Source organism: Leifsonia shinshuensis (genome assembly GCF_014217625.1).
Taxonomy (GTDB): Bacteria; Actinomycetota; Actinomycetes; order Actinomycetales; family Microbacteriaceae; genus Leifsonia; species Leifsonia shinshuensis_A.
In genome coordinates this window covers 1,327,277-1,349,132 of record NZ_CP043641.1, presented here as the reverse complement: position 1 = coordinate 1,349,132, position 21,856 = coordinate 1,327,277, and the positions used below count along the sequence as shown (strand labels likewise).

Below are 21,856 nucleotides of genomic sequence, written 5' to 3'. Positions count from 1 at the left end.
TCAGAATCGCCTGTCGCGAGGTGGTAAACTACCGAGTGCACCCGTGAAGAACCCGCGTCACGAGCGAATCCAGCTTCCGGGTGATCTCTTAGCAATCATGCCGTCACTCCTGCCTGCGCTTTTCGGTTCTCCGGAGCATCCGGAGATCCAGAGCGCACCGTAGCGCGGATCCGAACGCAGCACGGTAAGGCAGGCTCACGTGACGAGTGCTCCACAGCGGCGCGCAGAGTGCGCGTCGGGGGAAAGGAATCCTCTTCAGTGACTGATGTCGAACTCCACGCCGGGGGCGTGGACACCAGCGACCTGACCTCGCTCAAGGTGGCGGAGCTGCAGGCTCTCGCCGCCGAGCTCGGCCTCCAGGGCGCGACCCGGCTCCGCAAGGGCGAGCTGGTCGAGGCGATCGCGACGGCTCGCGCCGCGGCCGCCGGAACCGACGCGCCCGCCGAGCCGGAAGCGGCCGAGCCGGTCTCCATCGAGACCGAGCCGACCGAGAACGAGCAGCAGGCGGACCACGCGACCGCGGCCTCCCAGGTGCTCATCGAGCCGCTCATCGCCGAGCCTGCCGCGGACGAGCCGATCGCCGGCGACGCCCTCCTGGGCCGCGACTCCCTGACGGAGCCCGTCGCCGAGCCGCGTCGCCGCGGCTCGCGCCGTGCCTCCAGCCCGGACGGCACGAGCATCGCCCCGTCGACCAGCGTCGGCGCCGGCGCCCACGTCAACACCGGCGAGACCGGTGTCGAGTCGCTCATCCCGGACGTCGACGCGCTGCTCGACTCCGCGCTCGCCTCCCGCGAGCAGGCCCAGCGCGACGGCCAGGGCGGCGGACGCCGTCGCCGCGGCCGTGGCGGCCAGAACGGCCAGGGCCAGCAGAACGGCGCGCAGGAGGCCGACGAGCAGTCGGCCGAGGCGGCGCAGGGCGAGCAGGCCCGAGGCGACCAGGGCGGCGACCAGCAGGCCGAGTCCGCCGAGCAGGGCGGCGAGCAGCAGCAGTCCGGCCGCAGCCGCCGCAACCGCAACCGCAACAAGGGCGGCCAGAACGGCGACCAGAACCAGCAGGGCCAGAACCAGCAGGGCCAGAACCAGCAGGGTCAGAACCAGCAGGGCCAGAACCAGCAGGGTCAGCAGAACCAGGGCCAGCCGAAGGACCTCCAGGGCGACGGCGGCCAGCGGGGCGGCCAGCAGAACCGCGGCCCGCAGCAGCAGGAGCAGGCCGACGGCGACCGCGCCGGACGCTACCGCGACCGCAACCGCAAGCGCCGTGGCGGCGCGGGCGGCGACGACCTCGAGCCCGAGATCGCCGACGACGACGTGCTGATCCCGGTCGCGGGCATCCTCGACGTGCTGGACAACTACGCGTTCGTCCGCACCACGGGCTACCTCCCGGGCGCCAGCGACGTCTACGTCTCGCTCGGCCAGGTCAAGAAGTACAGCCTCCGCAAGGGCGACGCCGTCGTCGGCGCCATCCGCCAGCCGCGCGAGGGCGACAACAACAGCCGCCAGAAGTACAACGCTCTGGTGAAGGTCGACTCGATCAACGGCCAGACCGTCGAGGAGGCCGCGACCCGCGTCGAGTTCGGCAAGCTCACCCCGCTGTACCCGCAGGAGCGCCTGCGGCTCGAGACCGAGCCGGGCAAGGTCACCCAGCGGATCATCGACCTGGTCGCCCCGATCGGCAAGGGCCAGCGCGGCCTCATCGTCGCGCCCCCGAAGGCCGGCAAGACCATCGTGATGCAGCAGATCGCCAACGCGATCACCACCAACAACCCCGAGGTTCACCTCATGGTCGTCCTGGTGGACGAGCGTCCAGAAGAGGTCACCGACATGCAGCGCACGGTCAAGGGTGAGGTCATCGCCTCCACCTTCGACCGCCCGGCGGAGGACCACACCACCGTCGCGGAGCTCGCGATCGAGCGCGCCAAGCGCCTGGTCGAGCTCGGCCACGACGTGGTCGTGCTGCTCGACTCGATCACCCGCCTCGGCCGCGCGTACAACCTGACGGCCCCGGCCTCCGGCCGCATCCTGTCGGGCGGTGTCGACGCCTCCGCGCTGTACCCGCCGAAGCGCTTCTTCGGCGCCGCGCGCAACATCGAGCACGGCGGCTCGCTGACCATCCTCGCCTCGGCGCTGGTGGAGACCGGCTCCAAGATGGACGAGGTGATCTTCGAGGAGTTCAAGGGCACCGGAAACATGGAGCTCCGCCTGTCGCGCCAGCTGGCCGACAAGCGCATCTTCCCGGCCGTCGACGTCAACGCCTCCGGCACCCGCCGCGAGGAGATGCTGATGGGCCAGGACGAGGTCAAGATCACCTGGAAGCTGCGTCGCGCCCTCGCCGGCCTCGACCAGCAGCAGGCCCTGGAGATCGTGCTCGGCCGCCTGAAGGAGACCTCGAGCAACGTCGAGTTCCTGATGCAGGTGCAGAAGTCGATGCCGCAGCCGACCAACGGCCACGGCACCGCGCACTCGCACGGCCACGAGAACGACCACCGCTAGCTGACGAAGCGTCCGTCCGCCGCGCCCCCCGTGCGCGGCGGCCGGGCGCTTTCTCGTTCCCAGCCGGCGCCTCCAGAAAGAAGTCACGCATGTTCGAGTCGGTCACCGGCCTCATCGCCGAGCACGACGACCTCCAGCAGCAGCTCTCCGACCCCGAGCTGCACAGCGACCCGGTCCGCTCCAAGAAGGTGAACCGCCGCTACGCGGAGCTGTCGCGCATCGTCGCCTCGTACAACCAGTGGAAGCAGCTGTCGGACGACCTGGAGGCCGCGCGCGAGCTGGCCGCGGAGGACGAGGCGTTCGCCGAGGAGATCCCGGGCCTCGAGCAGAGCCTGGAGGAGTCCGGCGAGCGGCTGCGCCGCCTGCTGATCCCGCGGGACCCCAACGACAGCCGCGACGTCATCATGGAGATCAAGATGGGGGAGGGCGGGGCCGAGTCCGCGCTCTTCGCCGGCGACCTCCTGCGCATGTACCTGCACTACGCGGACTCGCGGCGCTGGAAGGCCGAGATCATCGAGCAGACCTCCAGCGACCTCGGCGGCATCAAGGACGTCCAGGTCGCGTTCAAGGGCAGCTCGAGCGACCCGGCCGAGGGCGTGTGGGCGCACTTGAAGTACGAGGGCGGCGTGCACCGCGTGCAGCGCGTGCCGGCGACCGAGTCGCAGGGCCGCATCCACACCTCAGCTGCGGGCGTGCTGGTCTTCCCGGAGGTCGACGAGCCCGAAGAGGTCGACATCAACCAGAACGACCTGAAGATCGACGTCTTCCGGTCGTCGGGCCCGGGCGGCCAGTCGGTCAACACGACCGACTCGGCTGTGCGGATCACGCACGTGCCGACCGGCATCGTGGTCTCGATGCAGAACGAGAAGAGCCAGCTGCAGAACCGCGAGGCCGCGATGCGCGTGCTGCGCGCGCGGCTGCTGGCGAAGCAGCAGGAGGAGGCGGACGCCGAGGCGGCCGAGTTCCGCAAGGGCCAGATCCGCACGATGGACCGCTCGGAGCGCATCCGCACCTACAACTTCCCGGAGAACCGGATCGCGGACCACCGGACCGGCTACAAGGCGTACAACCTGGACTCGGTGATGAACGGGGCGTTGGACCCGGTGATCGAGTCGAACATCCTGGCGGATGAGGAGGCTCGGTTGGCGGTGCTGGGGCAGGACTGAGCGCCGCGGCTCAGTCGGTGTTCCAGTGCAGGTGGCCGTTGGCGTCGGGGCCCTTGCCGCCGCAGGTGTAGGTCCGGCCGGCCGCTGAGTGGCCGACGACGCCCTGCTGTGCGTCTGCGCAGAAGGCGCCGGGAGTGACCAGCGGACCGGGTGCGGGGGCTGGGGCCGGTGCAGGGGCTGGGGCCGGTGCAGGGGCTGGGGCCGGTGCGGGGACTGGGGCCGGCGTGGGCGTCGGAGTCGGAGTCGGCGTGGGTGTCGGAGTAGGAGTAGGAGTAGGAGTAGGAGTAGGAGTAGGAGTAGGCGTCGGTGTCGGTGTCGTCACCGGACGCAGCCTGATCGTCACGATCGCGTTGTGAGCCACGACGGCCCCGGCCGCTGGGCTCTCGTCGACGACGACCCACCCCGTCCAGTCGTCGGGTGCAGGGCTGCCGTCCGCCGTGATCATGCGGACCGTGAGGCCTGCGCCCGAGAGGTTCGCGGACGCGCTCGTCCCGACATCGCCCGTGTAATCGAGGAGGGTCACCGACTGCGGCGTGTGGACGGTGGCCCGCGAGCCGTCCGTCGGCTGCATCCCGGCCACGAACGAACCCAGCAGCAGCGAGAAGGCGGAGACGGCCGCCAGGATCGTCGGGAGGGCGCTCCCGCTCGGGAGCCGCAACCAGGTCCTCCGATGCGTGGCGAGTGCGACGAGCGCGGTCGGGAGGACGAACAGCGACAGCACCACGAGGAAGATCCCGAACCCGTAGGCCACCCCGTAGGCAACGCTGAGCAGAGCGGCCAGACCGCCCACGATCCACGTCGACACTCCCGGCCGCTTGAGAATGGCGACAGCCCAGCGCGTCAGCGTCGCCCGGTTCGATCCCCGATTCCGATCATCGGGCTCAGGCGCGGCGGGTGGGTTCTCTGCCATCATCGCCTCTTCGCGTGCGGCCGGATCGGGAGTCCGGGCGCCTCACGATAGCGCTGTGCGAACCGGCGTCACGACCACCAGAACAGGGGGCAGGACGGCGTGGCGCTCAGATGTACAGCGCCGGATCCAACCACTCATCCCCGGCGATCTGCTCGTGCCCCGACCGTGGCCGTGCCCGCGCAGGCACCCCGGTCAGCACCGAGTCCGGCGGCGCGTCGTGCACGACCACCGCGTTCGCGCCGATCACCGTGCGTGTCCCGATCTCGATCGCGCCCAGCACCTTCGCGCCCGCGCCCACCGTCACGTGGTCGTGGATGGTCGGGTGCCGTTTGCCGTGACCGCTGCCGCGTCCGCCCAGGGTCACCCCGTGGTAGAGCATCACGTCGTCGCCGATCCAGGTGGTCTCGCCGATGACGACGCCCATCCCGTGGTCGATGAAGAAGCGGCGGCCGATGCGGGCGCCGGGGTGGATCTCGATGCCGGTCAGGAAGCGCGTGAACTGGGAGAGCATCCGCGCCGGCATCCGGTAGCCCGCGCGCCAGAGCCGGTGGGCGACCCGGTACGACCAGACCGCGTGGAGGCCGGAGTAGACCAGCGCCACCTCCGCGCCCCCGCGAGCGGCAGGGTCGTGCGTGCGCGCGTTGCGGATGTCCTCGCGCGCCCGGAAGAGGGCCACGCCGTCAGTCCAGCAGGTCCGCCCAGAGGGCCGTCGAGATGTACCGTTCGCCGGTGTCGCAGACCACCGCGACGATCGTCTTGCCGGCGTTCTCGGGGCGCGCCGCCAGCTGGAGGGCGGCCCAGACGATCGCGCCGGAGGAGATGCCGGCGAGGATGCCCTCCTCGGAGGCCAGTTTCTTGGCCACGGCGATCGAGTCCTCGAACGACACGTCGATGACCTCGTCGTACACGCTCGTGTCCAGGATCTCCGGGACGAAGTTGGCGCCGAGGCCCTGGATCTTGTGTGGGCCGGGCTTGCCGCCGTTCAGGATGGGGGAGTCCGCCGGCTCGACGGCGACGATCTGCACGCTGGGCTTGCGCTCCTTGAGCACCTGGCCGACGCCGGTGATGGTGCCGCCGGTCCCGACGCCGGAGACGAAGATGTCGACGCCGCCGTCCGTGTCCGCCCAGACCTCCTCCGCCGTGGTCGCGCGGTGGATGGCGGGGTTGGCCTCGTTGGCGAACTGCTGCGCCCAGATGGCGTTGTCGTTCTCGGCGACGATCTTCTTGGCGGCCTCGACCGCGCCGCGCATCCCGTCCGGACCCGGGGTGAGGACGATCTCGGCGCCGAACGCGCGCAGCAGCACGCGGCGCTCCTTCGACATCGTCTCCGGCATCGTGAGGATGACCTTGTAGCCGCGGGCCGCGCCGACCATCGCGAGCGCGATGCCGGTGTTGCCGCTGGTGCCCTCGACGATGATGCCGCCGGGGCGCAGCGCGCCGGACTTCTCGGCGGCGTCGATGATCGCGACGCCGATGCGGTCCTTGACGGAGGCGGCGGGGTTGAAGAACTCCAGCTTCGCCAGCACGGTCGCGCCTGTGCCGGCGGCGAGCCTGTTCAGCTTGACGAGGGGAGTGCGTCCGACGGTTTCGGTGATGTTCTCGTAGACCTGTGCTGGCATGGTCCTCACTCTATTCCGCCCGGGGCCCCGTGACGGTCTGTGACGGTAAGCTCGTCGGGCCATGTCTGACGCCGCGCCCTCCACCGTCCGCTCCCTCCGCGACGAGACGGTCGCCGTGCTCGCGCAGGCGGGGGTCCCCGATCCGGAGGTGGACGCCGACCTCCTCGTCGGGTTCGTGCTCGGCGTCGGGCGCGGCCGCGTGCAGGCGCTCGTGGTGATGGACGCCGCCATCGACGCGGAGGACGCCGGCCGGGTGCGGGGGCTCGCCGCCCGCCGGGCCACGCGCGAGCCGCTGCAGCACATCACAGGCACGGCCCCGTTCCGCTCCCTGGAGCTCGCGGTCGGCCCGGGCGTGTTCGTGCCGCGGCCGGAGACCGAGCAGGTCGTCCAGTTCGCGATCGACGCACTGCGGGCGGTGCCCTCGGCCGAGCCGGTCGGCGTGGATCTCGGGACCGGCAGCGGCGCGATCGCCCTGGCGATGGCGACGGAGGTCCCGCACGCGCGCGTCTACGCCGTGGAGAAGTCGCCGGAGGCCTTCGCCTGGACCCGCCGCAACGTCGAGTCGGTGGGCGCGGCGAACCTCCGGGCCGTGCTCGGCGACCTCGCCGACGCCCTCCCGGAGCTGGACGGCGCCGTGGACGTCGTCATCTCCAACCCGCCGTACGTGCCGGACGACGCGATCCCGCGCGACCCGGAGGTCCGCCTGTTCGACCCGGCCGTCGCCCTGTACGGCGGCGCCGACGGGCTGGACGTCGTGCGCGTCATCTCCGGGGTCGCCCGGCGGCTGCTGCGCCCGGGCGGCACGCTCGTGCTGGAGCACGGCGAGCTGCAGGGCGCGCAGATCCGCGAGCTGCTGACCGCGGACGGCTGGCGCGCCACCGCGACCCACCCCGACCTGACCACGCGCGACCGCGCGACCACCGCCCTCAAGTAGGGCCCGACACCCGCGCGATTCGTGACGAATGTGCGGATTGGCGGCGCGATTCACGACATTCGTGACGAATGTCAGCGGCGCTCGTCTCGCTCCGCGTCGCGCACGGCGCGTTCGCGGGCACGGGCGATCGCTTCGCGCTCCCGCTTGCGCGCCTCCCGCAGCGCCTTCTCGGCCTCGCGCCGCGCCTTCGCAGCCTCCCGCACGGCCTTGTCCCGCGGAATCGGCTCCGGCCGCGGCTCGTACGCCACGACGGGCTCGCCGGCGGCGCGCGCGGTCACGTAGCGCTCGATCCCGTCGAGGATGCGCTCCAGCCCGAACGCGTAATCGTCCTGCTCGTCCTCCGCGTCCGAGTAGCCGCCGGAGGCGACCAGGGGAGCGAGGTCGGGGAACCGCTCCGGCGTCACCAGCTCCGCGAGCGCGGCCGTGAAGGCCTCGCCGCTCTGCGGCGGCGTCCCGCCCTTCTCGCGCGCCTGGCGCACGTCGCGCTCCACGATCCCGACCGCCCGCGCGTACGACGACAGCAGCAGCGCGGTCGACATCTTCTCGGCGTCGGTCAGCGGCAGGTCGCGCATCTCGCGCAGCCCCCAGTCGAGCACGGCGAGGTTGTTGGGCATCAGCGGGATGCCGGAGATCGGGATGTCCGGGAACCACGGGTGCGCCTGCATGACCTCGATGGTCGCCATCGACCAGCGCCGCAGCCCGCCGCGCCAGTCCGTCCCGCGGTCGTCCTCGGCCGGGATCGGGACCTCGCACACCGCGTCCTGCATGAGCGCGAGCACGTCGTCCTTGCTCGTCACGTAACGGTAGAGCGACATCGTCGTGAAGCCGAGCTCTGTCGCGATCCGGCTCATCGAGACCGCGGCGAGACCCTCCCGGTCGGCGACGCCGATCGCCGTCTCGACGATCCGCTCGATGCTCAGCTCGCGCTTGGGCCCGCGCTGCGGCCGCTCGGCGACGCCCCAGCTCAGCGCGACGGCGCGCGGGAGCGCCTCTTCGACTTCGTCCGCCATTCCGCACGCCTTCCCGGTTCGGTGTTGACACCCATCCTAGAACTGTGTATCACTTAAACGAAATGGTATACGCCATAAACAGTTTGCAACGTACACAGAACTCGAAAGGTACCGGATCATGACAGCACCAGCGATCGAGGTCGCCGGCCTGCGCAAGTCCTTCGGCTCGCAGACCGTCCTCGACGGCGTCGACCTCCGCGTCGAGCGGGGGAGCGTGTTCGCGCTGCTCGGCCCGAACGGCGCGGGCAAGACGACCGTCATCAACATCCTCAGCACGCTCGTCGTGCCCGACGGCGGCGCCGCGGTCGTCTGCGGGCACGACGTGGTCACCGACCCGGAGGGCGTGAAGGAGTCGATCAGCCTCACCGGCCAGTCCGCCGCGGTGGACGAAGTGCTCACGGCGGAGGAGAACCTCCGCATGATGGCGCGGCTCTCCGGCTTCGGCCGGGCGGAAGCAGCGCAGCGCGCCGCCGAGCTGATCGACGGCTTCGACCTCCGCGACGCCGCCCGCAAGCGCGTGAAGACCTACTCCGGCGGGATGCGCCGGCGGCTCGACCTGGCGCTCAGCCTCGTCGCGACGCCGCCGGTCATCTTCCTCGACGAGCCGACCACCGGCCTCGACACCCGCAGCCGGCAGGCGCTCTGGGGCATCATCCGCGAGCTGGCCGCGGGCGGCGTAACCATCCTCCTGACCACGCAGTACCTGGAGGAGGCCGACCAGCTCGCCGACCGGATCGCCGTCCTCGACCACGGCCGGATCGTCGCAGAGGGCACCGCCGTCGAACTCAAGGCGCGCGTGGGCGGGGAGGTCGTGGAGCTCCGCGACGCCGCCGACGAGCTCGTGCGCGAGCTGCCCACCGACGGCACGGTCGACGGTCTCCGGGACGCGATCGACGTCCTCGACCGGCTGGGCGTGCCCGGCGCGTCCATCGCCATCCGCAAGCCCAGCCTCGACGACGCGTTCCTCGCGCTCACCGGCGCACCCAGCGACACCCCATCACGCACCGAGCTCCAGAAGGAGGCCGTCCGATGACCGCACTCACCGCACCCGCCCTGCCGACCCGGGGCGCCGTCCCCTCGCGCCGCGTCGGCCGCGCCACCGCCACCGCGGTGTTCGTCGGCCGCAGCGTCCGGCACTCCCTCCGCAACGTCGAGGCGCTGACCATGGCGATCGTCCTGCCGGTCATGCTGATGCTGCTGTTCACGTTCGTGTTCGGCGGCGCGCTCGACAAGGAGGGCGGCTACGTCGACTACGTCGTGCCCGGCATCATCCTGCTCTGCGCGGGCTTCGGCGCCTCCAGCACCGCGGTGGATGTCGCCGAGGACATGAGCAACGGCATCGTGGACCGCTTCCGGACGATGCCGCTGCAAGCCGGGGGTGTGGTCACCGGGCACGTGGTCGCCAGCCTGCTGCGCAACCTCCTGGCGACCGGCGTCGTTATCGGCGTCGCGCTCGCGGTCGGCTTCCGCCCGACGGCGAACCTGTTCGAATGGCTGGGCGCGCTCGGAATGGTCGCCCTCTTCATCCTCGCCATCACCTGGCTGTACGCGGCGATCGGGCTGGCGGCGGCCAACCCGACGGCCGCCAGCGGCTACGGCTTCGCCCTCCTGTTCCTGCCCTACCTGTCCAGCGCGTTCGTGCCCACCGACACGATGCCGACCTGGCTGCAGTGGATCGCGCAGAACCAGCCGATCACGCCGATCATCGAGACCATCCGCGCGTTCCTGTTCGGGCGCGACCCCGGCAGCGAGCTGTGGTGGGCGCTCGGCTGGTGCGCGGTGATCATCGTGGGGGCGTACGTCTGGGCGGTGTGGCTGTTCCGCCGCAAGGTCGGACGGCGCTGAACCCGACGGGGAGGCCGTCGCACCGCTGAGAGGCCGGGTACCGCCCGGCCTCTCACCGCTCCGCGAACGCCCGGACCGCCGCCAGCAGCCCGTCGGTGTCGAACGTCCCGTCCTCGTCCCGCGTGAAGTGGTACGCCTGCATCCCCGCCTCGCGGGCGCCCTCCACGTTCGCGAGCGAGTCGTCGAACAGGATGGCGTCCTCCGGCCGCGCGCCGAACCGTCCGAGCGCGCGCGTGTAGATCCGCCGCTCCGGCTTGCGGGCGCCGAGCACGGCGGAGACCAGGTCGTTGCCGCCCAGGAGCTCCGCGACGTCCGGCGCCAGCACGGGCAGGGAGTCCTTGAACGGGATCGGGTTGTTGGAGAGCAGGGAGACCGTCCCGAGTCCCGCGGCGACGCGCAGCGCCTCTATCGAGCCGTCGATCCGGGTCATGGCGGACGCCCTGGCCTCTTGCCACTGCTCCAGGGTGAGGCGGCCCCCGGTCACCTCGGCGAACGCCGCGAGGTACTCCTCGCTGGTGGCGTACTCGCCGATCTCGGCGGCACGCTCGTGGCCGCCGGCCCACCAGCTCGACGCGAGCCGGTACTGGCTCACGCCGCTCAGCTCGGCGAGGCGGGGGAGCCGTTTGTGGAAGTCGTAGTCGTACAGGGTCTTGTCGCAGTCGAAGAAGTAGACGTCCATCGCCACCAGTATCGCCCCGCGCAGGTCTGCGCCCTACCGGTGCGCGCGGTCGCAGAGAACCTTGCAGTGGCTCAACTATCATGGGTGCCGTCATGGCTCCCATCTACGACTGCTCCGTCGACTCCGAACTGCTCACCGGCACGCGCCTCGCCCGCGGCGCCATCGGCCGCGGCGAGCTCGTCGTGATCCCCACCGACACCGTCTACGGCGTCGCAGCCGACGCGTTCAGCCCGGCCGCGGTGCAGCGCCTGCTCGACGCGAAGGGACGCGGCCGCCAGTCGCCGCCGCCCGTCCTCGTGCCCGGCATCCCCACGCTCGCCGCGCTGGCCGAGCACGTCCCCGCCGAGGTCGACGCGCTCGTGCAGGCGTTCTGGCCGGGCGGCCTCACCATCGTCCTTCCCGCCGCGCCCTCCCTGGTCTGGGACCTCGGCGAGACCAAAGGCACCGTCGCGCTGCGCATGCCGCAGGACCGGATCGCGCTCGAGATCCTGTCCGAGACCGGCCCGCTCGCCGTGTCCTCCGCCAACCTCACCGGCCGTCCCGCCGCCCGCACCGCCGCGGAGGCGGAGGCCATGCTCGGCGAGTCCGTGTCCATCTACCTCGACGGGGGAGAGGCCGGCACCGCCTACGAGCGCGTCGAGGGCAAGGACTCCTCGTCCACCATCGTCGACGCGACCGCGCTCGCCGCGGGAGCGGGCAAGCTCCGCATCCTCCGCCACGGCGTCATCTCGGCCGAGCAGCTCCGCGCCGTCGTGGGCGACGCGCTCGCCGACGACGAGACGGCGGACCGGGCGGACGACGACGCGGTCGAGACGGACGCGACCGCCGACACCGCCGCGGACACCTGAGCCGTGACCCTCTTCCTCGCTCTCGCGCTCATCTCGGCCGTGATCACGTTCGGGATGTCGGTGGTGGTCTACAAGGTCTCCATGCGCTTCAAGCTCTACCCGAAGATCCGGGAGCGCGACGTCCACACCCGGCCGACGCCGCGGCTCGGCGGCGTCGCGATGTTCCTCGGCATCCTCGTGGCGTTCGGCGTCTCGTGGCTGCTGTCCAGCCAGTTCGGCGTGCTGTCGCTGATCTTCTCGGACGCGGGTCCGATCATCGCGATCCTGGGCGCTGCGTTGCTCATCGTCGTGCTCGGCGTGGCCGACGACCTCTGGGACCTCGACTGGATGACCAAGCTCGCCGGCCAGTTCGTCGCGGCGGGCATCGTGGCCTGGCTGGGCGTGCAGATCTACTCGCTGCCGATCGGCGGCCTCACCATCGGCTCCCCGGTGATGAGCATCGTGATCACGCTGTTCGCGATCGTGCTCGTGATGAACGCGATCAACTTCATCGACGGGCTGGACGGCCTGGTCGCCGGCGTCGCCCTCATCGCCAACGGCACGTTCCTCGTCTACACGTACCTGCTGCAGCGCGACATCAGCCCGCAGAACTACTTCAGCCTGGCCGGCGTCATCGCGGCGATCCTGGTCGGCGCGTGCGCGGGCTTCCTGCCGCTGAACTGGCACCCGGCGAAGATGTTCATGGGCGATGCGGGAGCGCTGCTGATCGGCCTGCTGATGGCGACCTCCGCGATCTCGGTCACCGGCACGATCAATCCCGAGGCCCTGCAGACGCTCGGCAAGTCGTCGCTGGTTCCCGCGTTCATCCCGGTGACCATCCCGTTCGCGGTGCTCGTCATCCCGCTGCTCGACTTCGGCCTCGCCGTCGTGCGCCGCCTGCGCGCGGGTAAGTCGCCGTTCAGCGCCGACCGCAAGCACCTCCACCACCGGCTGCTCGACATGGGCCACACCCACCTGCACGCCGTGCTGATCTTCTACGCGTGGACTGCCGTGCTCTCGATCGGCTGCCTGCTGTTCTTCTTCGACCCGTACTGGATGGCGATCGTCTTCGTCGCGATCGGCCTCGTGATCTGCACCGCGATCACCCTGGCCCCGCTCAGCCGCCGCAAGCTGAACGAGGCCGTGGCCGAGCTCGCCCCGGCGGGCAGCAAGGAAGCCGAGGAGACCGCGAAGTACGACGCGCTCGACATCGCCAGCGAGCAGATCCCCGTCACCACCAGCGGCCCCGTCACGACACCGCCGGGCGCCGGCGCCGACCCCACCAGCAAGGAGACCCGATGACCGACCACCAGGACGGAGCCCCCGCCCCGCGGCCGGACGAGACCCCGAAGGCCGCCGCGCAGCAGCCGACCTCGACTCCTGTGCTGAAGGACGTGCTCAAGTACGGCCTCATCCTCGCCGCGATCATCGCCGTCGTCGGGATGGTGCTCGGCGGGATCTTCGCCGGCTGGGTCGGCGTCACGAGCGCGCTGATCGGCACCGTGATGGCGGCGGTCTTCCTCGGGATCACCGCGCTCAGCATCCTGATCGCCAACCGCTTCATCGGCTCCGACCTCTTCGTCGGGCTGTTCTTCGGCATCGTGCTGGGCGGCTGGATCGTGAAGTTCGTGCTCTTCATCGTGCTCGCCCTGCTGCTGCGCGACCAGCCGTGGATCAACCCCGTCGTGCTGTTCCTGAGCCTCATCGCGGGCGTGATCGGGTCGCTCGTGGTCGACATGATCGTGGTCTTCCGGTCGCGCATCCCCTACGCCAGCGACGTCACGCTGCCGGGGGACAAACGCTGAGCCTTATCCGATTCGTTACCGGTTGAAAACTCTTGTAGAGTTGTCAGTGATCCCCCACCCGTACGCGCCCTCGCACCACTGGTCGCGCGAGCGCGGGTGTCCACCGTTCGTCGTCGCGAGAGCATTATGCTCGACGCCCCGAAACAGGAGATAGCGCTGTTAGCTAACGCTGTGAACCTGCTGGTCCAGGCCGCAAGCTCCGATGGAGGAAGCTTCCAAGGCCCGTCGATCAACGAGTTCTTCCCACCGACCCTGTTCACCATCGGCGGACTCGAGTTCAACCGCATCGTCCTGGTGCGTCTGTTCGCGCTGGTCGTGCTGATCCTGGTCTTCTGGCTCGGCACCCGCAAGATGACGATCGTGCCCGGCCGCTTCCAGTCGGTCGTCGAGATGGGCCTGGACTTCGTCCGCGTCAACATCGGCGAAGACCTGCTCGGGCGCAAGGACGGCCGCCGCTTCCTGCCGCTGCTGACCACGATCTTCTTCATGATCCTGTTCTTCAACCTGACCGGCGCCATCCCGTTCCTCAACATCGCGGGCACCTCGGTGATCGCGCTGCCGATGCTCCTCGCGATCGTCGCGTACGTCACGTTCATCTACGCGGGCATCAAGAAGAGCCCGAAGAACTTCTTCAAGAACGCCCTGTTCCCGCCCGGCGTGCCGCCCTTCCTCTACATCATCGTGACGCCGATCGAGTTCATCTCGACGTTCATTCTGCGGCCGATCACGCTGACCCTGCGACTCCTGATGAACATGGTCGTCGGGCACCTGCTGCTCGTCCTGTTCTTCACCGCGACCTCGTTCTTCTTCTTCGAGGCCGGCGGCTGGTGGGCGCTCTTCGGTGTCGGCACCTTCGCCTTCGGCTTCGCATTCACCCTGTTCGAGATCCTGGTGGCTGTCCTCCAGGCCTACGTCTTCGCACTGCTCACGGCTGTCTACATCCAGCTCGCAGTCGCCGAGGAACACTAAGAACGATCCGCGCGCCCGCACGGATCGCCATCACGGAAGGAAACACATAACGTGGACATCGCTGCTATCAACGGCAACATCGCCACTGTCGGATACGGCCTCGCCGCCATCGGCCCGGCCATCGGCGTTGGCATCGTCGTCGGCAAGACCATCGAGGGCGTCGCCCGTCAGCCTGAGCTGGCCGGCCGTCTTCAGGTCCTGATGTACATCGGTATCGCGTTCACCGAGGCGCTCGCCTTCATCGGTATCGCTACCTACTTCATCTTCGTCTGATCCTCTTTAGCCCACCCCGTAAGGAGGAACGATGCTCAACAGTGTCGTGATCGCCGCGACGGAGGAGACGCACAACCCGCTGATCCCCGCGTGGCCGGACATCATCGCCTCGGCGATCTGTTTCGTCATCATCCTGTTCTTCTTCTGGAAGCTGGTCCTTCCGCGCATGCGGAAGCTCCTGGATGAGCGCGCAGAAGCGATCGAGGGAAACATCGCGAAGGCCGACGAGGCTCAGCACAAGGCCGAAGCGCTGCTCGAGGAGTACACCGCCCAGCTCGCCGACGCGCGTGCGGAGGCGGCCAAGATCCGCGAGACGGCCCGCACCGACGGCCAGAAGATCGTCGCGGAGGCCAAGGACAACGCCACGGCCGAGGCCGCGCGCGTGACCGCTGCCGCCCAGGCCCAGATCGAGGCGGAGCGCCAGGGCGCGCTCGTCTCGCTCCGCGGCGAGGTCGGCTCGCTCGCGATCGACCTCGCGTCCGGCGTGGTCGGCGAGGTGCTCACCGACGACAAGAAGGCCCAGGCCATCGTCGACCGGTTCCTGGCCGACCTCGAGTCCAGCGAAGCCCAGAAGGCAGGGTCGGGCAACTGATGGGAAGCGCCTCCAGAGAAGCACTGGCCCGATCCGTCCAGGCGCTCGCCGGGCTCGGGTCCAAGGCCGATCTGACGACGGCTGAAGACCTGTTCGCCGCAGGACGAGTCGTCGCCGACTCGGCCCAGCTCCGTGCGGTCCTCAGCGACCCCTCGGCGCCCGCCGACGGCAAGGCCGCGCTGGTCCAGCGCGTCTTCGCGTCGCTCTCGGCCCCCGCGGTCGAGCTGCTGACGGTCGTCGCCGGCGAGCGCTGGTCCGGCCAGGACGACGTCCTGGCCGCGATCGAGGAGCTCGGCATCCGCTCGATCGCCGCGTCCGCGCCGCGCAATGTGGACATCCCGGGTGAGCTGTTCGCGTTCGGAGGCGCCGTGACCTCCGACGCGCAGCTCGAGCTCGCGCTCCGCAGCAAGCTCGCCGCTCCCGAGGCCAAGGCCGCTCTCGCCGAGCGCCTGCTCGCGGGCAAGGCTTCGATGCAGACCGTCGCGATCGCTCGCCAGCTCGTGCTGCAGCCGCGAGGCCGCAGCATCCGCGAGTCGCTCCGCGACGCCGCGCGCATCGTCGCCGCCCAGTACGGCCAGACGATCGCCACGGTCGTCACGGCCATGCCGCTCCCGGCCGAGCAGGCCGAGCGCCTGCGCGCGAGCCTCGCCGCGAAGTACGGCGACCTCAAGCTCAACGAGGTCGTCGACCCGGCGATCCTCGGCGGTCTGCGCGTGCAGATCGGCGACGACGTCATCGACGGAAGCGTCGCGTCGCGCCTCACCGAACTCCGACTTCAGCTCGCGGGCTGACCGCCCGACAGAGAAACCCAGATAGGGAACAACGATGGCAGACATCCAGATCAGCCCCGATGAGATCCGGGACGCGCTCAAGGACTTCGTCTCGAAGTACGAGCCGGCCAAGGCCGAGACCACCGAGGTCGGGCACGTCCTCGACGCGTCCGACGGCATCGCGCACGTCGAGGGCCTCCCCGGCGTGATGGCGAACGAGCTCATCCGCTTCGCGGACGGCACCCTGGGCCTCGCCCAGAACCTCGACGAGAACGAGGTCGGCGTCGTGGTCCTCGGCGAGTTCGACGACATCGTCGAGGGCATGGAGGTGACCCGCACCGGCGAGGTCCTCTCCGTCCCCGTCGGCGACGGCTACCTCGGCCGCGTGGTCGACCCGCTCGGCAACCCGATCGACGGCCTCGGCGAGATCGCGACCGAGGGCCGCCGCGAGCTCGAGCTCCAGGCTCCTGGCGTCATGCAGCGCAAGTCGGTGCACGAGCCGCTCCAGACCGGCATCAAGGCGATCGACGCCATGATCCCCGTCGGCCGCGGCCAGCGCCAGCTCATCATCGGCGACCGCCAGACCGGCAAGACGGCCATCGCGATCGACACGATCATCAACCAGAAGGCCAACTGGGAGTCCGGCGACGTCAACAAGCAGGTGCGCTGCATCTACGTGGCGATCGGCCAGAAGGGCTCGACCATCGCTTCGGTGAAGGGTGCGCTCGAGGACGCCGGCGCGATGGAGTACACCACCATCGTCGCGGCCCCGGCCTCCGACCCGGCGGGCTTCAAGTACCTCGCCCCCTACACCGGCTCGGCCATCGGCCAGCACTGGATGTACGGCGGCAAGCACGTCCTCATCATCTTCGATGACCTGTCGAAGCAGGCTGAGGCCTACCGCGCCGTCTCGCTCCTCCTGCGCCGTCCGCCGGGACGCGAGGCCTACCCGGGCGACGTCTTCTACCTGCACTCCCGCCTGCTGGAGCGTTGCGCCAAGCTCTCCGACGAGCTGGGCGCCGGCTCGATGACCGGCCTGCCGATCATCGAGACCAAGGCGAACGACGTCTCGGCGTACATCCCGACCAACGTGATCTCGATCACCGACGGCCAGATCTTCCTTCAGTCCGACCTGTTCAACGCCAACCAGCGTCCCGCGGTCGACGTCGGCATCTCGGTCTCCCGTGTCGGCGGCGACGCCCAGGTCAAGTCGATCAAGAAGGTCTCCGGCACGCTCAAGCTCGAGCTGGCGCAGTACCGCTCGCTCGAGGCGTTCGCGATGTTCGCGTCCGACCTCGACGCGGCCAGCCGCCGTCAGCTCGCCCGCGGCGCGCGCCTCACCGAGCTGCTCAAGCAGCCGCAGTACTCGCCGTTCCCGGTGGAGGAGCAGGTCGTCTCGATCTGGGCCGGCACCAACGGCAAGCTGGACGAGGTCGCGGTGGAGGACATCCTCCGCTTCGAGGCCGAGCTGCTGGACCACCTGCGCCGCAACACCGACATCCTCACCACCCTGCGCGACACGAACGTCCTCGACGACGACACCGTGTCGAAGCTCGGCGAGGAGGTCGACAAGTTCAAGCTCGAGTTCCAGACCGGCGAGGGCAAGCCGCTCGCCTCGGTCGGGCGCGAGGAGTTCGAGGCGAGCTCCACGGAGGACGTCAACCAGGAGCGCATCGTCAAGGCGAAGCGCTGAGCACGGATAGGTACTGAGGAAGACACATGGGAGCACAGCTTCGGGTCTACCGGCAGAAGATCAGGTCTGCCCAGACGACCAAGAAGATCACCCGTGCCATGGAGCTGATCTCCGCCTCACGCATCCAGAAGGCGCAGGCCAGGGTGGCCGCCTCCACGCCGTACGCCCGCGCGATCACGCGCGCGGTGTCGGCGGTGGCGACCTACTCGAACGTCGAGCACGTCCTCACAACGGAGCCGGAGAAGATCGAGCGCGCCGCGATCGTCATCTTCTCGTCGGACCGCGGCCTCGCGGGCGCGTTCAACTCGAACGTGCTCAAGGAGTCGGAGAAGCTCGCCGAGCTGCTGCGCAGCCAGGGCAAGGAGGTCGTCTACTTCCTGATCGGACGCAAGGCGCAGGGCTACTTCAGCTTCCGGCGCCGCGCGTTCGAGCGGGTGTGGACGGGCAACACGGACAACCCCGAATTCGAGCAGGCCAAGGAGGTCGCCGACGCGGTCCTCGAGTCCTTCCTGCGTGACGCGTCCGACGGCGGCGTGGACGAGATCCACATCATCTACAACCGCTTCATCAGCATGCTGACCCAGGAGCCCCAGATCGTCCGCCTGCTTCCGCTGGAGGTCGTGGAGGGCATGGAGGAGCCGGACCGCACGCAGGTCCTGCCGCTCTACGAGTTCGAGCCCGACGTCAACACGGTGCTCGACTCGCTGCTGCCGGTCTACATCGAGAGCCGCATCTTCAACGCGATGCTGCAGTCCGCCGCCTCCAAGCACGCGGCCACGCAGAAGGCGATGAAGGCCGCGAGCGACAACGCCGACAAGCTCATCACCGACTACACGCGACTGGCCAACAACGCCCGCCAGGCGGAGATCACCCAGCAGATCTCCGAGATCGTGGGCGGCGCGGACGCGCTGAGCTCGGCAAAATAATCGTCCAAACGAGAGAGAACGAATCATGACTACCGCTACCGCCGAAGCCCAGGCTTCGACCGCGCAGCCGGCCGGCGTGGGACGCATCGCCCGCGTCACCGGTCCGGTCGTCGACATCGAGTTCCCGCACGACTCGATCCCGGGCATCTACAACGCCCTGAAGACCACCATCACCATCGGCGAGCAGTCGACCGAGATCACGCTCGAGGTCGCACAGCACCTCGGCGACGACCTCGTCCGCGCCATCGCCCTGAAGCCCACCGACGGCCTGGTCCGCGGCGGCGAGGTGCGCGACACCGGCGCGCCCATCTCCGTCCCGGTCGGCGACGTCACCAAGGGCAAGGTCTTCAACGTGACCGGCGACGTGCTCAACGCCGAGCCGGGCGAGAAGATCGAGATCACCGAGCGCTGGCCGATCCACCGCCAGCCGCCGGCGTTCGACCAGCTCGAGTCCAAGACCCAGCTCTTCGAGACCGGCATCAAGGTCATCGATCTGCTCACCCCGTACGTCCAGGGCGGCAAGATCGGCCTGTTCGGCGGCGCGGGCGTCGGCAAGACCGTCCTCATCCAGGAGATGATCCAGCGCGTCGCGCAGGACCACGGCGGTGTGTCGGTGTTCGCCGGTGTCGGCGAGCGCACCCGTGAGGGCAACGACCTCATCCACGAGATGGAGGAGGCGGGCGTCTTCGACAAGACCGCGCTCGTCTTCGGCCAGATGGACGAGCCGCCGGGAACGCGCCTGCGCGTCGCCCTGTCCGCGCTGACGATGGCGGAGTACTTCCGCGACGTGCAGAAGCAGGACGTGCTGCTCTTCATCGACAACATCTTCCGCTTCACGCAGGCCGGCTCCGAGGTCTCCACGCTGCTCGGCCGCATGCCGTCCGCGGTGGGCTACCAGCCGAACCTGGCCGACGAGATGGGCCTCCTCCAGGAGCGCATCACCTCGACCCGCGGCCACTCGATCACCTCGCTGCAGGCGATCTACGTGCCGGCCGACGACTACACCGACCCGGCGCCGGCGACCACCTTCGCCCACCTCGACGCCACGACCGAGCTCTCCCGTGAGATCGCGTCGAAGGGCCTGTACCCGGCCGTCGACCCGCTGACCTCGACCTCGCGCATCCTCGACCCCCGATACCTGGGCGCCGACCACTACCGCGTGGCCACCACGGTCAAGCAGATCCTCCAGAAGAACAAGGAGCTGCAGGAGATCATCGCGATCCTCGGTGTCGACGAGCTGTCCGAAGAGGACAAGATCACCGTGTCGCGGGCCCGCCGCATCCAGCAGTTCCTCTCGCAGAACACCTACATGGCGAAGAAGTTCACCGGTGTCGAGGGCTCGACCGTCCCGCTGAAGGACACCATCGAGTCGTTCGACGCGATCGCCAAGGGCGAGTTCGACCACGTCGCCGAGCAGGCGTTCTTCAACGTCGGCCCGATCTCCGACGTCGAGGAGAAGTGGGCGCAGATCCAGAAGGAGAACGGCTGACATGGCTGTCCTCACCGTCAGCGTCGTCGCCGCCGACCACGAAGTGTGGTCGGGCGAGGCGAGCATGGTCGTCGCACGGACCGTGGAAGGGCAGATCGGTATCCTGCCCGGCCACGAGCCGCTGCTCGCCATCCTCGCCCAGGGCGAGGTGCGCGTGACCCTGAACGGCGGGGAGTCGATCGCGGCGCAGGCCGACGACGGCTTCCTCTCCGTGGAGAACAACACCGTCACGATCGTGGCCCGTCAGGCGGAGCTGGTCTGACCATGGCCGAACAGAAAGCCCCGCTCGAACGGCAGTTCGGCGACGTCCGCGTCCCCGTGCTGATCGTGACGGCGGGGCTTCCTGGTTCGGGCAAGTCCACCATCGCGGAGATCATCGCGGGCCGGCTCGGCGCCACGGCGATTTCGGTGGACCCGATCGAGGGCGCGATCCTCAAGGCGGGCATCGACGCCGACCAGCCCACCGGCCTCGCCGCCTACCTGGTGGCGGAGCGGATGGCCGAGCAGGTGCTCATCAGCGGTCACTCGGTCGTCGTGGACGCCGTCAACGCCGTCGAGCCGGCGCGCCTGCAGTGGCGCGACCTGGCCGAGCGCTGCGGCGTGAAGCTGCGCGTGGTCGAGACGGTCTGCTCCGACGACGAGCTGCACGAGGAGCGTCTCGCCAAACGCACCGGCCTGATCGCCGCCTACCAGGTCGAGCAGAGCGTGGACGACTACTCCGAGTGGAAGGGCGCCGCGGCGTCGCTGCCGCGGGTGACCTTGGACACCTCCCGCCCACTGGGCGAGAACATCGACGCGGCGCTCGCCTTCCTGGAGCGCTGAGTGCTCGTCCTGCTGCCCCCGTCGGAGACCAAACGCGACGGGGGAGAGGCGACACCGCTCGCCGTGAAGTCCTTGGGTTTCCCAGCCCTGAACGCGACGCGCCGCGGCGTCGTCGCCGATACGGTCGCGCTCTCGCGGACTCCGGAGGCTGCGGCGAAGGCGCTGAAGCTGGGTCCGAAGCAGGCGAGCGAGATCGTCCGCAATCGGGGTCTTCGCAGGGCCGAGACGATGCCCGCGTTGCTCCGCTACACGGGTGTTCTCTACGACGCGCTCGACGCGCCGTCGCTGACGGAGGAGCAGTGGCGGTTCGCCGCACGCTCCGTCGCTGTGCAGTCCGCGCTGCTGGGGCTCGTCCGGGCGGACGACCGCATCCCGGCCTACCGGCTCTCGTTCGACTCGCGACTGTCGCCGACGCTCAAGAAGCGCTGGGCAGAGGTCTGCGCGGCCGAGCTCGCGGTGGTCGACGGCGTCATCCTCGACCTCCGGTCGGAGGGCTACGCCGCGCTCGGCCCGCTGCCGGAGCGCGAGGGCGTGCACTACCTCCGGGTGCTGGCGCGCGACGAAAGCGGGACGGTGCGCGCGCTCAACCACTTCAACAAGCAGGCCAAGGGCCTGTTCACCCGTGCCATTCTCGAGCACGGCGAGGATTTCGCCTCCACGGACGCGCTCCTCGCGTGGGCCGCCGCCGAGGGCTACGAGCTGACGCGATCGGTGGACCGTCCGGGGGAGCTCGACCTGGTCGTCCCCGAGGTCGTCGGAGTCCCGGGCAAGCTCAGCGCGGTGCTGCGTTCAGCAAGCTGAACATCTGCTTCGGAGCGCTCGGGATGATGGTGTTCGGCGCGTAAGTGAGATAAGCTCAACTCACGAGAGAAGGGACATCCCGCCAGTCCCGGCGTCCGTGAACGCCGGAAGACTCCACATACCAGTCGGGCCGACGCGCAGATCGCGGACACATCACACGGATGTGCCGAGTCCGGAACCGGTGTGGCGGCAGCACAGTAGATTCCGCCTGCGGTCGGGCACGAGCGGACGCGCCG

General features: G+C 69.7%; 23 protein-coding genes. 18 read left to right on the top strand and 5 right to left on the bottom strand.

Annotation, left to right across the window (positions count from 1 at the left end):
- Positions 1–258: 258 nt before the first annotated feature.
- Together rho and prfA are read left to right on the top strand one after the other, a co-directional pair.
- The gene (gene rho / locus F1C12_RS06550) at positions 259–2,490 is read left to right on the top strand and encodes a transcription termination factor Rho (RefSeq protein WP_185277984.1); all 2,232 of its coding nucleotides are present in this window, start codon (positions 259–261) and stop codon (positions 2,488–2,490) included.
- 89 nt (positions 2,491–2,579) lie between these two features.
- Positions 2,580–3,656: a peptide chain release factor 1 gene (prfA, locus tag F1C12_RS06545; RefSeq protein WP_185277983.1), complete on the top strand. Its 1,077-nt coding sequence runs from the start codon at positions 2,580–2,582 to the stop codon at positions 3,654–3,656.
- 10 nt (positions 3,657–3,666) lie between these two features.
- Here prfA and F1C12_RS06540 read toward each other — a convergent pair whose 3' ends face one another.
- From F1C12_RS06540 to cysK, 3 genes are all read right to left on the bottom strand, one after another.
- The gene (locus tag F1C12_RS06540; RefSeq protein ID WP_185279118.1) at positions 3,667–4,461 is read right to left on the bottom strand and encodes a PASTA domain-containing protein; all 795 of its coding nucleotides are present in this window, start codon (positions 4,459–4,461) and stop codon (positions 3,667–3,669) included.
- Between the two features lie 211 nt (positions 4,462–4,672).
- Complete coding sequence (epsC, locus tag F1C12_RS06535; RefSeq protein ID WP_185277982.1) at positions 4,673–5,242, bottom strand: serine O-acetyltransferase EpsC; 570 nt, start codon at positions 5,240–5,242, stop codon at positions 4,673–4,675.
- Between the two features lie 4 nt (positions 5,243–5,246).
- Positions 5,247–6,185, bottom strand: coding sequence for a cysteine synthase A (cysK, locus tag F1C12_RS06530; protein ID WP_185277981.1), 939 nt, complete (start codon positions 6,183–6,185; stop codon positions 5,247–5,249).
- 61 nt (positions 6,186–6,246) lie between these two features.
- Here cysK and prmC point away from each other — a divergent pair, with 61 nt between their 5' ends.
- The gene (prmC, locus tag F1C12_RS06525; protein WP_185277980.1) at positions 6,247–7,119 is read left to right on the top strand and encodes a peptide chain release factor N(5)-glutamine methyltransferase; all 873 of its coding nucleotides are present in this window, start codon (positions 6,247–6,249) and stop codon (positions 7,117–7,119) included.
- Between the two features lie 71 nt (positions 7,120–7,190).
- Here the strand turns inward: prmC and F1C12_RS06520 are convergent, their stop codons facing one another.
- The gene (locus tag F1C12_RS06520) at positions 7,191–8,129 is read right to left on the bottom strand and encodes a TetR/AcrR family transcriptional regulator C-terminal domain-containing protein (RefSeq protein WP_185277979.1); all 939 of its coding nucleotides are present in this window, start codon (positions 8,127–8,129) and stop codon (positions 7,191–7,193) included.
- Between the two features lie 118 nt (positions 8,130–8,247).
- Between F1C12_RS06520 and F1C12_RS06515 the strand changes: the two genes are divergently transcribed.
- The gene (locus F1C12_RS06515) at positions 8,248–9,162 is read left to right on the top strand and encodes an ATP-binding cassette domain-containing protein (RefSeq protein ID WP_185277978.1); all 915 of its coding nucleotides are present in this window, start codon (positions 8,248–8,250) and stop codon (positions 9,160–9,162) included.
- Positions 9,159–9,974, top strand: coding sequence for an ABC transporter permease (locus F1C12_RS06510; RefSeq protein WP_185277977.1), 816 nt, complete (start codon positions 9,159–9,161; stop codon positions 9,972–9,974). Before F1C12_RS06515 ends, F1C12_RS06510 begins: the two co-directional genes overlap by 4 nt.
- Positions 9,975–10,026: 52 nt before the next feature.
- Here the strand turns inward: F1C12_RS06510 and F1C12_RS06505 are convergent, their stop codons facing one another.
- Positions 10,027–10,653, bottom strand: a complete 627-nt coding sequence (locus F1C12_RS06505; protein WP_185277976.1) for an HAD family hydrolase — start codon at positions 10,651–10,653, stop codon at positions 10,027–10,029.
- A gap of 92 nt (positions 10,654–10,745) precedes the next feature.
- Here F1C12_RS06505 and F1C12_RS06500 point away from each other — a divergent pair, with 92 nt between their 5' ends.
- The 13 genes from F1C12_RS06500 (at position 10,746) to F1C12_RS06440 (ending at position 21,620) form a co-directional block, all read left to right on the top strand.
- Positions 10,746–11,501: an L-threonylcarbamoyladenylate synthase gene (locus tag F1C12_RS06500; protein WP_185277975.1), complete on the top strand. Its 756-nt coding sequence runs from the start codon at positions 10,746–10,748 to the stop codon at positions 11,499–11,501.
- Between the two features lie 3 nt (positions 11,502–11,504).
- Positions 11,505–12,782: an MraY family glycosyltransferase gene (locus tag F1C12_RS06495; protein ID WP_185277974.1), complete on the top strand. Its 1,278-nt coding sequence runs from the start codon at positions 11,505–11,507 to the stop codon at positions 12,780–12,782.
- Positions 12,779–13,285 carry a hypothetical protein gene (locus F1C12_RS06490; protein ID WP_185277973.1) on the top strand — a complete coding sequence of 169 codons (507 nt, stop codon included), beginning with the start codon at positions 12,779–12,781 and terminating at the stop codon, positions 13,283–13,285. The genes F1C12_RS06495 and F1C12_RS06490 overlap by 4 nt, the downstream gene beginning before the upstream one ends.
- Before the next feature lie 171 nt (positions 13,286–13,456).
- Positions 13,457–14,254 (top strand): F0F1 ATP synthase subunit A, encoded by a 798-nt coding sequence (atpB, locus tag F1C12_RS06485; RefSeq protein ID WP_258046149.1) that lies wholly within the window; start codon positions 13,457–13,459, stop codon positions 14,252–14,254.
- Between the two features lie 51 nt (positions 14,255–14,305).
- On the top strand, positions 14,306–14,527 hold the full coding sequence (gene atpE, locus F1C12_RS06480; protein ID WP_064111451.1) for an ATP synthase F0 subunit C: 222 nt from the start codon (positions 14,306–14,308) through the stop codon (positions 14,525–14,527).
- A gap of 31 nt (positions 14,528–14,558) precedes the next feature.
- Positions 14,559–15,119, top strand: a complete 561-nt coding sequence (locus F1C12_RS06475) for a F0F1 ATP synthase subunit B (protein ID WP_185277971.1) — start codon at positions 14,559–14,561, stop codon at positions 15,117–15,119.
- Positions 15,119–15,910, top strand: a complete 792-nt coding sequence (locus F1C12_RS06470; RefSeq protein ID WP_185277970.1) for a F0F1 ATP synthase subunit delta — start codon at positions 15,119–15,121, stop codon at positions 15,908–15,910. The genes F1C12_RS06475 and F1C12_RS06470 overlap by 1 nt, the downstream gene beginning before the upstream one ends.
- Positions 15,911–15,944: 34 nt before the next feature.
- A complete protein-coding gene (atpA, locus tag F1C12_RS06465; protein WP_185277969.1) occupies positions 15,945–17,582 on the top strand; it encodes a F0F1 ATP synthase subunit alpha in 1,638 nt (545 codons plus the stop codon).
- Positions 17,583–17,608: 26 nt separating this feature from the next.
- A complete protein-coding gene (locus F1C12_RS06460; protein ID WP_185277968.1) occupies positions 17,609–18,508 on the top strand; it encodes a F0F1 ATP synthase subunit gamma in 900 nt (299 codons plus the stop codon).
- A gap of 25 nt (positions 18,509–18,533) precedes the next feature.
- Positions 18,534–19,997: a F0F1 ATP synthase subunit beta gene (gene atpD / locus F1C12_RS06455; protein WP_185277967.1), complete on the top strand. Its 1,464-nt coding sequence runs from the start codon at positions 18,534–18,536 to the stop codon at positions 19,995–19,997.
- 1 nt (position 19,998) lies between these two features.
- Entirely contained in the window at positions 19,999–20,259 is a 261-nt protein-coding gene (locus F1C12_RS06450; protein WP_185277966.1) for a F0F1 ATP synthase subunit epsilon, read from the top strand.
- Between the two features lie 2 nt (positions 20,260–20,261).
- The gene (locus F1C12_RS06445) at positions 20,262–20,819 is read left to right on the top strand and encodes an AAA family ATPase (protein ID WP_185277965.1); all 558 of its coding nucleotides are present in this window, start codon (positions 20,262–20,264) and stop codon (positions 20,817–20,819) included.
- Complete coding sequence (locus tag F1C12_RS06440) at positions 20,820–21,620, top strand: YaaA family protein (RefSeq protein WP_185277964.1); 801 nt, start codon at positions 20,820–20,822, stop codon at positions 21,618–21,620.
- The last annotated feature ends 236 nt before the right edge of the window (positions 21,621–21,856 follow it).

Bases quoted from the DNA above. Each gene is read 5' to 3' on its own strand.
- atpA (WP_185277969.1), top strand. From the start codon at position 15,945: ATGGCAGACATCCAGATCAGCCCCGATGAGATCCGGGACGCGCTCAAG.
- F1C12_RS06505 (WP_185277976.1), bottom strand. From the start codon at position 10,653: ATGGACGTCTACTTCTTCGACTGCGACAAGACCCTGTACGACTACGAC.
- F1C12_RS06460 (WP_185277968.1), top strand. From the start codon at position 17,609: ATGGGAGCACAGCTTCGGGTCTACCGGCAGAAGATCAGGTCTGCCCAG.
- F1C12_RS06470 (WP_185277970.1), top strand. From the start codon at position 15,119: ATGGGAAGCGCCTCCAGAGAAGCACTGGCCCGATCCGTCCAGGCGCTC.
- prmC (WP_185277980.1), top strand. From the start codon at position 6,247: ATGTCTGACGCCGCGCCCTCCACCGTCCGCTCCCTCCGCGACGAGACG.
- F1C12_RS06510 (WP_185277977.1), top strand. From the start codon at position 9,159: ATGACCGCACTCACCGCACCCGCCCTGCCGACCCGGGGCGCCGTCCCC.
- atpD (WP_185277967.1), top strand. From the start codon at position 18,534: ATGACTACCGCTACCGCCGAAGCCCAGGCTTCGACCGCGCAGCCGGCC.
- F1C12_RS06445 (WP_185277965.1), top strand. From the start codon at position 20,262: ATGGCCGAACAGAAAGCCCCGCTCGAACGGCAGTTCGGCGACGTCCGC.
- F1C12_RS06520 (WP_185277979.1), bottom strand. From the start codon at position 8,129: ATGGCGGACGAAGTCGAAGAGGCGCTCCCGCGCGCCGTCGCGCTGAGC.
- F1C12_RS06490 (WP_185277973.1), top strand. From the start codon at position 12,779: ATGACCGACCACCAGGACGGAGCCCCCGCCCCGCGGCCGGACGAGACC.
- prfA (WP_185277983.1), top strand. From the start codon at position 2,580: ATGTTCGAGTCGGTCACCGGCCTCATCGCCGAGCACGACGACCTCCAG.
- F1C12_RS06500 (WP_185277975.1), top strand. From the start codon at position 10,746: ATGGCTCCCATCTACGACTGCTCCGTCGACTCCGAACTGCTCACCGGC.
- F1C12_RS06475 (WP_185277971.1), top strand. From the start codon at position 14,559: ATGCTCAACAGTGTCGTGATCGCCGCGACGGAGGAGACGCACAACCCG.
- cysK (WP_185277981.1), bottom strand. From the start codon at position 6,185: ATGCCAGCACAGGTCTACGAGAACATCACCGAAACCGTCGGACGCACT.
- F1C12_RS06515 (WP_185277978.1), top strand. From the start codon at position 8,248: ATGACAGCACCAGCGATCGAGGTCGCCGGCCTGCGCAAGTCCTTCGGC.
- F1C12_RS06450 (WP_185277966.1), top strand. From the start codon at position 19,999: ATGGCTGTCCTCACCGTCAGCGTCGTCGCCGCCGACCACGAAGTGTGG.